The 13,283-nt window shown below is 60.7% G+C and carries 11 protein-coding genes; 2 read left to right on the plus strand and 9 right to left on the minus strand.

Annotated features, from left to right (window positions below):
• Window positions 1-40 precede the first annotated feature (40 nt).
• The 4 genes from DY157_RS01750 to DY157_RS01765 form a co-directional block, all read right to left on the minus strand.
• Entirely contained in the window at window positions 41-1,261 is a 1,221-nt protein-coding gene (locus DY157_RS01750) for an ABC transporter ATP-binding protein (RefSeq protein ID WP_115727874.1), read from the minus strand.
• 17 nt (window positions 1,262-1,278) lie between these two features.
• Window positions 1,279-2,148 carry an ABC transporter permease gene (locus tag DY157_RS01755; protein ID WP_115726951.1) on the minus strand — a complete coding sequence of 290 codons (870 nt, stop codon included), beginning with the start codon at window positions 2,146-2,148 and terminating at the stop codon, window positions 1,279-1,281.
• A gap of 121 nt (window positions 2,149-2,269) precedes the next feature.
• Complete coding sequence (locus tag DY157_RS01760; protein WP_115726952.1) at window positions 2,270-3,373, minus strand: acyltransferase family protein; 1,104 nt, start codon at window positions 3,371-3,373, stop codon at window positions 2,270-2,272.
• On the minus strand, window positions 3,370-5,250 hold the full coding sequence (locus DY157_RS01765; RefSeq protein WP_115726953.1) for a rhamnan synthesis F family protein: 1,881 nt from the start codon (window positions 5,248-5,250) through the stop codon (window positions 3,370-3,372). The genes DY157_RS01760 and DY157_RS01765 overlap by 4 nt, the downstream gene beginning before the upstream one ends.
• A gap of 219 nt (window positions 5,251-5,469) precedes the next feature.
• On the opposite strand from DY157_RS01765, the gene DY157_RS01770 reads away from it, so the two are divergent.
• Both DY157_RS01770 and DY157_RS11275 read left to right on the plus strand, forming a co-directional pair.
• Window positions 5,470-7,212 (plus strand): glycoside hydrolase family 25 protein, encoded by a 1,743-nt coding sequence (locus tag DY157_RS01770; protein WP_115726954.1) that lies wholly within the window; start codon window positions 5,470-5,472, stop codon window positions 7,210-7,212.
• A gap of 264 nt (window positions 7,213-7,476) precedes the next feature.
• Window positions 7,477-7,680 (plus strand): hypothetical protein, encoded by a 204-nt coding sequence (locus tag DY157_RS11275; RefSeq protein ID WP_160159396.1) that lies wholly within the window; start codon window positions 7,477-7,479, stop codon window positions 7,678-7,680.
• Window positions 7,681-7,844: 164 nt separating this feature from the next.
• On the opposite strand, the gene DY157_RS01775 is transcribed toward DY157_RS11275, so the two are convergent.
• From DY157_RS01775 to DY157_RS01795, 5 genes are read right to left on the minus strand one after another with little or no spacing between them, the layout of a single operon-like run.
• Entirely contained in the window at window positions 7,845-8,267 is a 423-nt protein-coding gene (locus DY157_RS01775; protein ID WP_160159397.1) for a GtrA family protein, read from the minus strand.
• Entirely contained in the window at window positions 8,264-9,745 is a 1,482-nt protein-coding gene (locus DY157_RS01780; RefSeq protein WP_160159398.1) for a hypothetical protein, read from the minus strand. Before DY157_RS01780 ends, DY157_RS01775 begins: the two co-directional genes overlap by 4 nt.
• A 21-nt stretch (window positions 9,746-9,766) precedes the next feature.
• Window positions 9,767-10,732 carry an NAD-dependent epimerase/dehydratase family protein gene (locus DY157_RS01785; RefSeq protein WP_115726957.1) on the minus strand — a complete coding sequence of 322 codons (966 nt, stop codon included), beginning with the start codon at window positions 10,730-10,732 and terminating at the stop codon, window positions 9,767-9,769.
• A gap of 3 nt (window positions 10,733-10,735) precedes the next feature.
• Window positions 10,736-11,773, minus strand: coding sequence for a glycosyltransferase (locus DY157_RS01790; protein WP_115726958.1), 1,038 nt, complete (start codon window positions 11,771-11,773; stop codon window positions 10,736-10,738).
• 20 nt (window positions 11,774-11,793) lie between these two features.
• Window positions 11,794-13,236, minus strand: a complete 1,443-nt coding sequence (locus DY157_RS01795; RefSeq protein WP_115726959.1) for a sugar nucleotide-binding protein — start codon at window positions 13,234-13,236, stop codon at window positions 11,794-11,796.
• Window positions 13,237-13,283: the final 47 nt, after the last annotated feature.

Here is a 13,283-nt window from a genome sequence, read left to right on the forward strand (position 1 = left end):
AAGAGCGGGAGCCGGCTGCGACCGGCTCCCGCTCCTTCATTCAGTAGTCGAAGACCTCGAGTTCAGTCGTGGGCTCGATGCCGTCGAAGTGCGCATCCAGCGCCACGATTCCGCCGGATTCCATGTGGGGGCCGACGCCGATGTCGAAGGACGTCGCCCTCTGCAGGACATCGATGGGGGTCGACAAGTCCCTCGGCTGAATCGAGGCCGAGAGGACGTAGGAATTCGGCCGGAGCATGAGGCGCGGGATCACGACGTCGACCGAACCGCGGCCCTTCGACAGGCGCTTCGGAACGTATCGGTCATCGAGGCCGTGGAGGCCCCAGGCGAAGAGTCCGTCGCGGGTGTCGATCGACGTGCCGAAGACCGGACGATCGATGTCCTGCTTCGCGTTGTAGTGGATGCGAATCGTCACCTGATCGCCGGTCTGCACGAGGTTGCGGGGGGAGCCGGAGGAGTCGAGCAGCTCGATGCGCTCGATCTCGGCCTCTCCGGAACCGAATCGGGAGCCGCCGCCCTCGACTTCGCGGACCTTGTGCGCGATGTCCGCGTACTTGTCGATGATCGTCGCCGCGGGGCCGATCTCCTGAAGCTTCCCGTGATCGAGCCATGCGACCTCGTCGCAGAATGACTTCATCTGGTCGAGACCGTGGGAGACGACGACGACGGTCCTACCAGCGTTGCGCAGTTCGGCGAACTTCGCGCGGCACCGATCCTGGAAGTCCATGTCGCCGACGGCGAGGATCTCATCGACGAGGAGGATGTCGGGCTCGACGTGGATCGAGACGGAGAATCCGAGGCGAACATACATGCCCGAGGAGTAGTTCTTCACCGGCTGATCGATGAACTCGGAGATTCCCGAGAAGTCGACGATGTCGTCGAACTTCTTGTCGATCTCCCGCCGCGACATCCCGAGGATCGCGCCGTTGAGGTAGACGTTCTCCCTGCCCGAGAGCTCCGGATGGAACCCGGAACCGACCTCGAGCATCGCCGCGACGCGACCCCGGGCTGAGATGGATCCCTCGTCGGGCGTGAGAATGCGCGCGATGCACTTGAGGAGCGTCGACTTCCCGGAGCCGTTGTGGCCGAGAAGGCCGAAGGTGCGACCCTCCGGGATCTCGAGCGAAACGTCCTTGAGCGCCCAGAAGTCCTCGTACTTGCCCCGCCCCCCGTGAAGGAAGGCCCCCTTGAGGGACTGATCCCGGTCGGAGTAGATCCGGAATTTCTTCGAGACGTGCGAGACGGCGATGGCGGGATCCACGGTCGTTCCTTTCATCTTCAGAGCTCCTCGACGATACGGGGCGAGTGGCGCTTGAAGAACCACGTGCCGAAGCCGAAGGCCGCGAAGGACCAGAAGACGCATGCCGCGGTGACGGGAAGGGAGGGGAGCGCGAAGTCGTAGAGGCACGACCTGTACGCCTCGAGGAAGGTCTCCGCCGGGTTGAGTCGGAAGATCGTCGTGAGAGGGATCGGTCCTCCGTTGAACGACCAGCCCTTCCGCAGGAGGACGTTCTCGACGTCGTGGAGCATCCCGAGCGAGAAGACCACGCCGGAGGCGTACATCCAGATCTGGTTGAAGATCGACCACAGATGAGCGATGTCGCGGAAGTAGACGGTCGCGATCGAAAGGACGAGGGAGACGCCGGTGGAGAAGAACGCGGTGAGGACCATGACGACGAGCAGCGCCGGGATCATCGCGAAGACTCCGGGACCTCCCATGAGGGCGGAGATGATGACGAGGACGATCAGCTCGAAGATGAAATCGACCGCCATCGCGAGGACCGTCGAGTAGATGAGCGCCTCGCGCGGGAAGTAGACCTTGGTGAGAAGACCGGCGTTGTCGATGAGGGAGGACATTCCCGAAAGGATCGCTCCGGAGAGGAACGACCAGCAGATGACGCCGATGCCGATCCACAGGGCGAAGGAGTCGATTCCGGAATTGCGGCCCGGATCGACCGAACCGCGGAAGACGACGCCGAAGATCAGCGCGAAGACCGCGACGGTCGCGAGGGGATTGATGAACGACCAGAGGCGGCCGAGGGCCGTACCCTTGAACTCCGAGGAGACGGTGCGCTGCGTGAGCCTCAATGTGAGGTCGACGAGCCTGCGCCGCTCACTCGGGAAGCCGTTGTCGTCTGGACTTGCCAACTCGTGACATCCTCTCGCTGTTCTCGGCGAACCCAGGAGCGCGGTGGCGCCCGGTTCGCCCGTTTACCCTACGACGCGCGCCCCGCGCCTCGGAAACGCGCCGCGCGAATCGAGGGGGGAATCACGGCTCCTCCGGGTGGACGATCGGCCGCCATGTCGCGCCCTTGAAGGAGCGGGTGATGTAGGTGACGACTCTCCTGGTGATCGCGTCGAGACCCACTGCGGTCGCGAAGGTCAGGACGAGGACGCCGGCGAACATGGCGAGTCGCTGCTTGAGTCCGAAGGCGGTCCACGGCATCGAGTTGTACATCACCATGATGACGACGTGATGGGTGAGGAAGATCGGGTACGAGTACTTCGCGATGAGAGAGACGAACTCGCGGACCGGCTGGAAGCAGATGTAGCGGCCGATGATGACGAGGAGAAGGAAGAAGGCGATGCCGACGAAGGTCGTCGCGATGTCCTCGGGAATCTCATTCGGGTAGCGCGCCGAGACGGCGAGAACCGCGGCGATCGGGAGGAGGGTCGCCCAATGCACCCTCTTGACGTACTTCGTGAAGTACATGCCGAAGAGGAGCTCGGGAAGCCGGGTCGGAAGGAGGACCGCGGTCGGCAGTCCCGGGAAGCGCTGGAAGAGGAGGAAGGACGCGACGTAGATCGCGATGCCGAGAATCGCGGTGATCACCGGATGCTCGTCGACTCCCCAGAGCAGGAGGGGGAAGACGAGGTAGAAGATGAGAATGAAGCCGAGGAACCACTCGCCGAGAAGGTAGGCGGTCGCGATGTGGAAGTTCGCGGCGAGGCCGTCGACGCCGAGGATCGTGAAGATGAAGTTCCTCGCCGGGGGGTTGACGGGGGAGATGCCGTGCGACGTCGTGAAGAGGTAGACGAATGCGAGGATCCACGCGGTCCAGAACATCGGGTAGATGCCCTTGGCCCTCTTCCAGTAGAAGGTCCTCAGCGAGTACGGACGGTGGTACGTGTAGGTGAGCGCCGCGCCGGAGATCGCGAGGAACAGTGAGACGCCGAGGCCGCCGACGTAAATGCCGAAGGGCGTGTTCGTCAGGAGGTAGCCCCCACCGGCGAGGTACGGATTGTTGAAGTGGGTGAGGACGATGATGAGCGTCGCCAGGGCCCGGATGAAATCCAGGTAGAAGAGACGAGCGCGTCGGGGAGTCGTAGGGGAAGGCGCGTCGGCCACGACGGCCGCGTGGGACGTCGTCATCGCATGCGCCTCCTCACTGAACGGTACGCGCGACCGAGCGGCTTCTGCAGGCTCCTCGGAACGAACGGCCGGATGGCCTCCTTGATCGCCGCGGTCGTTCGCGGCGGCGCCTTGCGGACCCGCTCGACCATGCCGTGAAGGGTGTCGCGCGGAACGGTGAGCGAGATGGCCTTCGTCATCTCCTGGAGCGCGAAGGTGAGGTTGGTGAGCTCGGTGCGCGCGAAGCGGTCCGAGAGAAGCCAGCCGCAGAAGTAGCCGCTGGATTGCGCGACGAATCCGTAGGCGCGCTCGATCGCGTGGAGCCTCGTCCCGTCGATCGCGTTCGGCTCGGGCGGGAAGTCCTCATAGGTCCACGCGCGTTCGAAGAGCGGCGCGAGGGCCTTCGGTCGGAACCAGAACATCGTGCCGAGGGGGGAAACAGGCTCCTTGTCCTCGGAAATCGGGACCGAGATCCCCATCTCCTCGAGGAATTCGACGGTGATGTCGTAGTTCGGCCCCCACGACATCGAATAGCCGGGGAAGTACTCGGCGTGGTTCGGCGGCGGGGGAGTGAGGAGACCCATCCGGGGCTCGCGCTGGAACTCCGCGATGACGTTCGAGACGAATTCCTTCGAGGCGAGAAGATTGTCGAAGCACTTGAGCGCGAATCCATCGCCCTTGGAATAGGGGGAGAGCTGGGTGACCTTCTTGTCGTGGACGAAGCAGACGAGGTCGTACTCCATGACGACGTCGCGCGCGCCGACGAGAAGGGCGGAGACGTCGCGGCCCCGATTCTCGATCTTCCGAACGTCGACGACGTAGGGCAGGTCGGCGACCGCCTCGCGAATCGTCGCGATCTTCTCATCGGACCCGGCGGTGAGGATGATGTCGCAGCCCTCCGGCATGGACCGGATGTACCCGAGGGTCTCCTCCAGGAGATCCATGTAGTACAGGTGGGCGACGAGGGCGACCTTCATCGGGGCGGGATCGTGAGCGGTCGACTCCGTGGGAAGGACGTACGTGAGGTTGAGCGAGTGCTGAATGTCGACCATGTGCATGGTCCGCAGCGCGTTCTCCCAGATGAGGTCCGTATCGTATTCGGTCTCGTCCCGCAGGTAGTCGTAGAGCTCGCGAGTCGAGGCCCCGACCGACTGCGTGAGGGTGTCGTAGTAGTCGTGGAAGAAGGAACGCCGCTTGAAGACCGGGCAGCCGCGCTCCTCGATGAGGTCGCGAGGATAGAACATCAGCGGATAGAGCGTCCGACCCTCGTAGTCCTCGGTATCGACGTAGACCCCGGACTTGAAGCCGAGGCGTTCGAATCGCTGCGTGAAGAGGGACTCGTGGTAGCCGATGGACTCGGTGTAGGAGCGGATCTCGGGCATGTCGTCCCAGTACGCCTGGAACACTCGGGAGGAGACGAGGCTGCGCCGGTACGCGTGGAAGTGCGACTGAAGGTGACGCGGTAGATAACCCTCGGGCGCCATGCCGAAGGGATCGCCGTCGACGCGGTGGAACCAGTTCATCCCCCAGAAGTCGAGATCGCGCTCGTTCATCGTCGCGAACATCTCGGCGAAGGGGTGGACGGGACCCATGATCGTCGCGTTGAAGAGGATCACCTCGTCGAAGCCGACGAGCGCGTCCCAGCCGTAGGACTCCATCGCGGTCTTGTACGCCCAGACGTCGAGGCCCGTGTTCTCCCTGACGATGATCTTCTTCGTGAAACGCTCGAGCCGCTCGCGGCCGGCGTCCTGAAGTCGACCGTTGACGACGATGGTGAGGTCGGAGAGGCTCTTCGTCATGTCCTCGAGGAGGACCTCGACATAGCGGTCGACGACCCCGTCTCGGTCGTAGAAGAAGAAGATCCCCAGTCGATTCGGGGAGCCCTCGGCGATTCTCATGCGCGATCTCCAAAATGCGGCGAGGGCGCTCTCGGCGCCGTCCTCGTTCGATGATTCGCGTCGAGTATACGGTTCCGACCGATTCGGGCCCTGAAACGAGATGAATTCGACGCGCTGCCGTCGCGGGGAGGTGCGTTGGCCTCAGCCGGTCCGGGACTCGCCGAAGGGGAGCCGGTAGACTCGCACCATCCCCATTCGCAACTGGAAGGATCTCCGATCATGAGGAACGCCCGTGCGAAGATCGTTTCGGCGGCGCTGTGCGCAGTCGCCGCGTTCGCCCTCGCCAATCCGTCGGCCTCGGCCGCGGATCCGGTGGTGGAATCGCTACCCGCAACGGCGGCCGAGCAGGCGGGGGCGCCCGAGCTCCCGGAGGTCGTCTCGCCCTCCATCGCGGATGACGATCTCCTCGTCTCCGACGACCTGGTCATGACGCCCGAGGGCGACGTCAAGGATGTCCGAACGGGCGAGGTCGTCACGGATCCGGCGATCGTCGGAACCCCGGATGCGCCGCCGGATCCCCTTGCGAAGACCGATGGGCGGCGTTTCATCCCCGTGGAGGTCGGCGAACTGCGTGCCGCGGAGAGTTCCGGTACGGGCGAGACCTCGGACGGGTCCGGCGCCGGATCCCAGTCGAGCCAGGACGCTCGAGAGTCGGGAGCCGCGTCTGCGGCACCCTCCGCATCGCGGAATCTCGTCGGCGCCGATGGTGCTTTCGCCGCCTCTCCCGCGGCGTTCTCGTCTTCTCCGAGCGCGTACGGCGCCTATTGGGGGACGTACCTCGGCGAGCCCGCGTTCTTCGACGGAAAGGGGCGCCTCTTCGCCCAGCAGGCGACGACGGTCATCGACGTCTCCCAGTGGCAGGGGACGATCGACTGGTCCGCCGTGAAACGCTCCGGAGTCGATGCCGCGATCATCCGTCTCGGATACTCGGACACCGGGATCGACACGAAGGTGATGACGAACATCTCCGAGTGCAAGCGGCTCGGTATTCCGTTCGGCGTCTACCTGTTCTCCTACGCGGAGAACGCGACGGATGGCGCCAATGAGGCGAAGCACGTCCTCGCCCTGCTCCGACAGGCCGGGGTCAAGCCGTCCGATCTCGCGTATCCCGTCTTCTACGATCTCGAGCGCTGGAGCTACACGGGCGCGTCCTCGCCGACCACGACGAAGGCGTACGAGTCGATCGTCGGAGCATGGTGGAGCACGATGACGGCCGCCGGATACGAGAGGCTCTCGCTCTACTCGTACACGGACATGCTGAAGAACGAGCTCAACTCCTCGAGTCTCCACGCGAAGACGATGTGGGCCGCTTCCTACGGGGCGACCGTCGACTACGCGTACCCCGCGAATTACCGCGGCTGGCAGTACACGTCCGAGCAGCGCGTCCAGGGGATCACCGAGAACGTCGTGGACGTCAGCGCGTTCGGCAATGGGGATTGGACCACCGATGTCAACCTCACGTGGTTCCTGCGCGACGAGGACATCGCGGTCGGCGCTTCGCTCGCGAAGACCTATGCGAAGCCGGTCGAGTACCGATTCCAGGAGTACGACGTCGCGGCGGGGAAGTGGCGGACCTTCGCGGATTGGACGGGTGCGAACTGGGCGGGGTGGGCGTCGACCGCCGGGACGTACTGGCTCCACGTCGAGGCGCGGGACGCGTCGACGCACAAGACCCTCGGGACGCAGACGATCGCCTTCGCCTATAAGGCGGGCACGACGCGAATCACCGGGACGTTCGCAGGATGGCGTTCGGACGGCATTCTCCTGGGGGCGGTGTCGAACAATCCGAAGGCGACGACGCGCATCAAGATCTACGACACGGCGACGAAGCAGTGGGTGGCCGACTTCAAGGGGCCGTGGGCGCTGTGGCATCCGAAGAAGGGCGTCTACTGGACGCACTTCGAGGTCTACACGTCCGATGGTCGCCTCGCGCAGACGCTCACCTACGCCTTCGGTGTCTGAGTCGACGACGCCGATACGTGGGCATGGCCGATGGGAGACATTCAACCGGGCCCGCGTGGAGGCGGGAGCCTTCAAGTGCGCAAAGCAGACACGGCAAGTTTATGCGCATAGGAGGGCTGAGAAGGGGCAGGAGGCGGACCTGCCGGCGGTTGTCGGGGGCAAAAGAGTTACGTGCTCTCAAGAGGCGGCACCCAGTCCTCGACCAAGAGAACGAGATTCCGCCAAAGGCGGCAGAGCTCTTCGGTCGGGAAACTATTCCCACGGATGAAATATCCGCTCGTCGGCGAGCTGGGCGAAAACGGAGCTCCGGCCACGCAGTTATGCCACGTGGTGGGTTGGGGGATCGAGCCGTCAGCACAAATACCGCAGGGCGAGAACAACACGCGCATGGATGCGAACGTCTCGCTGCGTACCGTGCAGACATTCGTCTCGGCGCGCCTTGTGCGCAAATGGTCGCGTGTCCCGTAAGCGTATGAAAGATCTGTCGTGTTTGCGGCGCACTCTTCTCCGAAAGGTGCAACTCCTGTCGTCGCAAAGCCACACGTACAGGCTTCGATCCAGGGGGGACTCACCGATCTGTCTGCCCAATCATGGGAACGCCTTAGGCGCTCGATCTGCGCTTCCTTGCAAGATCACCTATTCGCTCTGGGCTCGATGAATGCCTTACGTGAAATGAAGTTGTATGTCATCACGACGGCGATTGCTGCCAATTTACCAAATGATGGTGGCGCGCCCGCCCACTCCACGAATGCAAATATTGCCATCTGATTTAGGATAAGTCCGACTAATGTAAGGGCTGTGTATAGGCCGAATTCAGTTGTCTTCGAGCGAGATTCGTTGGACTCGAATACGAAGCGCATGCTCAGCCAGTAGTTTACGAAAATTCCAACCGAATATGAAAGAGTCGATGAAATCAAGTACTGCAATCCCATTACGCGGTGAAGGAGAAGGAATCCGCCGTAATCAACGCCGGTCGATATGAGCCCGACGAAACTGAAACGAATAATCTGCGAAATCAGCGCAGGTATCATATGGCCGCCAATCCGTTCTCTCACTTGAAGAGGATCTCTCTGAAATAGAGTGCGAGAGAAGGGAGAATGAATACATAAAGGCCTGCGTTATATAGGATTACGGACGTTTGAGAAGGAAGTCTCAACGGAGGGTCGTAAGAGCGGTAGGCGTCCACCGGTGCTGAATTAGGATTCTTGCCGTCAAGGAGGGCATGTCGCTGTGTTCGAAATAGGACTGCGACCGTCGCGAGGATTAGTCCGAGTGTGAGGCTGTATAAGAGCGCGGGCGTATGGGAGGTCACACCCCCAAGAATGGACTGGAATGATGGTCTGCCAGAGTAGTGGAATCCGAATACTCTGGCAAATATGCCTCCATTGACCATGTTCTGATCCATATAGTAGCCGAAGACGACCGGAGAAAAGAGGAGAAGGAATGCTGCAAATCCTGTCATCGTAAGCATTAGTTCGTCAATCTTTTCGTGACCGGCAATGAGGATTGCGGCAAAAGGTGTTACGAAAATCCACCAATATGTGTTGGCCTGGAAGAGCGCAAACGGTACTGCAATACTCGTGAACGCGGTAAGAGTTGCGCGATACTTGAAAGAATGTTCAAACTGGGGTTCGGCAAACAGGCTGAAAACGGTGATTAGGACGATAGCGACGATCGCGAGCGATATGCTTCCAAATCCTGTTCCGATGCCGATGTCGAACAACTTGTCAAGAATGTGGGCGCGGAGTCCGGTGGCGACGTCGTATCCCGGCATTCGGTGTTGTATGGCTTCTGTGATGACCGGTAGCGACATGCCGATCGCGGCATAGCCGAGTAGGCGAGAAATGTGTTTCTCTGAGAGGCATAGCAGGGGGATGAAGGCGAAAAATGCGAACAGTTTACACGAGATTGCGAAGGCCATGATCGCGGCAAACGGCAGTAGGCGTCGTTGGAAGTAGTAGTTCATCGCCACGATGAGGAATATTATCGTGATAATGTCGTATTGCCAGAAAATTGTATCAGAGAAAAGGGTGATCGGTGATGCGAGGAATAGGTATGCCGCCCAGCTTGCGCGATTTCTGCTGTATCCCAGTCCAAGTGAGAGGCGGTAGATGAGAAGGGTACCCAAAAGCACTAGAAGGATGATCCAGATCTGCATGATCCGTGTGAAAATTTCGACTTGGAGGGCGTTCGTGTAGTCGAATGTTGAAAAGGCGGCAAATCCGAATGCGAATGGTGCTAAGAGGAGTGCGAAGATGGCATAGAAGGTGATGCCATACATGGCCGGCATGATTGTTGTGGACACCGAGGTTTCGTAGAAGCTAGTCAGATGCCCATGGGCGACCGAGTCAAGAAGAAGCATCGCGTGCTGAACGGTTGCGAGGAGGTCCGAAGGGGTTCGGAGAAAAAAGACGAAACCGATCGCAATCGAAATAAACGGAATGCTCCACTGGAACCAATTAGGTCCGAAGTCGGCATCGGCCGTGAGAGCGCGTTTTGGTGTTCTGAGACGAATGGAGGGAGGTAAGTGCATCGAGGCGATCCTGCTCTTTCCTTATTGCGTTGTTGATCGAGAGTTCGTCTCTCCGGCTCGGAAACGGTGTCCGATGTCGATGTTGGTTGCCATTAGGCCGGAGGGAAAGGAGTGCTTTGAGAAGGCGTCGAGTTCAGGCATTACGTTCGATCGTAGACGAAGGTCGCGGGCCTGGAGAGAAGTAAGATGTGAAATGACTTGGAGAAATGGTGCGGGACGCTTGAGAATCGCGTTTGCGGTTCCGATAATTTCGGCGATCGAGAGGGAGGAACCGTTGATAATGTTCTTGACTGTGACTTGGTTTGTGGCGTTCGTCGTGCATTCATCTGCGAATGCGATAATCAGTTGCGCGGCGTCATCGATGAAGATATAGTCTCTCAGAGTGTCTAGGGATGTGTAGAGTGTTGAAATTGCGCCGCTATGGTACGCGAGACAGATGTGAGAGATTAGTCCCTGTGGTTTGCGGACGTCCTGCCCTGGACCATATAGATTCGATATTCTGCCGATGGAGACTGTCGCTCCGGCGTCAGATAGTGAGGGGAGGATTCTCTCGCAGGTCAGTTTGGAGTGGCCGTATGGAGAAATTGGGCTAGGGGGTGTTGCTTCGGTGAAGGGCGGATTGGAAGAGCCTGCGTATAGACCGCCCGCCGAGGAGGCGTAAAAGAAGGTGAGATTTGTAGCACAGGGACTGTATTTGGTTGTGAGGCGATCGATGAAGGAGCGGAAGGTCCGAATTTCGTTTTCAAAGGCGGTTTCCGAGGTGGCGGTCGTTCCGGCTCCGGCGCACCAGAAGATGGACCAATCGGTAGCGTCCCCGGAAATCATTTCAGAAACGGCTTCGTCGAGCGCTTCAACTGCCAAGAGTGGATCGGACCACGGTACGTTCTGGGGGACGTGAACGTCTCGTCCCAGCAGTCGTGCTCTCGTGGCGACTGCCCTTCCTAACATTCCGCCGCCCCCGATGATGAGTGTCCTTGGCGTACACATGATTCAAGGCCGTTCGTCAGGGCGTTGATGGTTGTTCAGGGGCATCACGTCGCGCAGAGGGCCCAACGCGGGATCGGATGTTGAGAGATAGAGTGGATGTCCCATCGCCATGGATACGGCTACGCCGAGATACTCGGCGATGACGCCGAGGGAAAGTAGTGTAAGACCGCCCATGACGAGGATGGCGATAATGATTGACGACCAGCCGATCTGGACGCTGGGAGTAATGATCTTATGAATGAGGACGAAGATCGCCATGGCGATTCCGGCAATTGCGGTGGAGAGCCCGAGAAGGCTGACTATTCGCAGACTTCGCGTCCCTGAAGAGAGGACCATGCGCCAGAAATGAGCGAAGAGCTTCCGATAGGAGTAGCCGGACGTTCTCTCGCCTTCTTCGCGAACGGAAACGCCGACTGCGGTGACTTCGGCAACCCAGCCGAGTGCGACGTCCATGTAGACGCCATTGCCCGCGTATGCAGAGGCGGATCTTGCCACCTCGCCGAGGATGAGACGGAAGCTGTTGTATCTCGCCGAGTCATGAGAACTGAGGAAGATATCAAGAAGCCTCTTGGCTGCGCGGGAGCAGAGATTGCGCACGAATCCGTGGGGTGGAGGATTGAGAGGCTTGGCGTATACGAGTGTCGCCTGGTTGTTGACGGCAGCATCCAACAGTGTGCCGATGTCCCGTGGGTCTTGCTGACCGTCTTCGTCGATAGTGGCAACCCATGAGCTACCGGTCGCTGAAATTCCCGCCATCGTCGCGGGATGCTGTCCGAAATTCCTCGAGAGCCAGATAATGCGCAACCAATCGTACTTCTTCGCGAGTGCTCGAAGGACGTCCGGAGAGTCGTCGTGACCATGGTCGTAGACGCAAATGGCCTCGGCAATCCGCCAAGTTCGTCCCTCTGGAGAACGGCAATGTTCGGTGAGGCCCTCGAGTTCCTCGAATAGTCGGGGTAATGTCTTCGCGCCCTGGTATACAGGGATGACGACAGATACGTCATGGACAAAGAGATCGTGCGAATCGAGTACAGAATTCATCGGCATTCCTTCTATTGAGTTCAGTGCTCAAGATTCAAGCTTGAAAGGTATTCGGCGATCCGTGACCGCGAGTCTGGAGGAATGAAACCAGTGGATTCGATCTTTTGAAGGTGCAACAGAGAGCATAGCGGGCGTCGTGCGTGTTCGCCCGATGAGGTGTACTCCTCCGAAGATGATTCGGCAATGTCATTGGGGTTTCGGCCGAGCGACTCGAAAACGACTCGCGCGATTTCGGCCCATGACATTGCGGCTCCGGACCCGGTTATGTTGTAAGTGCCGAATTTCTGGTCGGTGCTAAGCAGATGGATAATGCCGCGCGCGAGGTCGTCAGCAAAAGTAAGCCGTCCGACTTGGTCCGACACGACCTTCGGCGTCGCACCCGAGTGGGCGAGACCGGCCATTGTCCGAAGGAAGTTCCTTCCGCTGCCAACCACCCAACTCGTCCGTATGAGGTAGTGATACGGGTAGGCCGTAACGGCCGCGTCTCCGCCGGCCTTCGATTGCCCATAGACCCCCAGTGGAGAGGGGGTGGCGTTTTCGTCATACCCTTCGGCCCGTTTGCCGTCGAATACGTATTCCGAAGAGACATGCACCATCTTCGTTTGCGCTCGGGCTGCTGAGTTCGCGAGAAGTGCCGGACCGACTGCGTTTGCGCGCCAAGCGAGCAAGCGTCCTTCGTCGGTTTCTGCTCCGTCGACGTCGGTCCACCCGGCGGCGTTGATAACTACGTCGTACGAGGAGATACCGAGGGCTTCGACTGACGTTGCGTCGGAGATGTCGACGTCGGGGAGATCGACTCCGGTCGCGGCGTAACCGGCCTCGGGGAGCTGCTTCATGAGTTCGCGGCCGAGCTGCCCATTGGCTCCGGTGACGAGGACGCGCCCGCCGGTCGGGATCGGGGCCGGGAAGGGCGTGACCTCGGCGAGGCGCGGGTGGGCCCTGTCCTTGTCGGACTGGATCGCCTCGGACAGTGGGATCGGCCAGGGGACCGCGACGGTCTCGTCGGCGAGGTTGAGGAAGGTGTACTTCGCGTCGGGCGACCAGTGGTCGTTGACGAGGTACGTGTAGGCGGTGTTCGGCTCCAGGGTCTGGTAGGCGTTTCCGACGCCGCGCGGGACGTAGACGGCGACCGAGGGGTCGATCTCGGTCGTGTACACGGTCCCGAAGGACGGGCCCTCGCGGAGATCGACCCAGGCGCCGAAGACGCGGCCGGTGGCGACCGACACGAACTTGTCCCAGGGCTCGGCGTGGATGCCCCGGGTGACGCCGACCTCGTCGTTGAAGGAGATGTTGTTCTGGACCGGATGGAAGTCCGGCAGACCGAGTGCGATCATCTTCTCGCGCTGCCAGTTCTCCTTGAACCACCCTCGATTGTCTCCATGGACGGTGAGGTCGATGCGGAGGAAGCCCGGGATCGGAGTCTCCTCGATGCCCAGGGGCTTGCCGGTCGGCGTGGTCGTCATGCTCTCCTCTTCCCTCGCTGGAGACCAATTCGGGGCGGATTCCCGCG

This window comes from Actinomyces culturomici, assembly GCF_900499005.1.
Classification (GTDB): domain Bacteria; phylum Actinomycetota; class Actinomycetes; order Actinomycetales; family Actinomycetaceae; genus Pauljensenia; species Pauljensenia culturomici.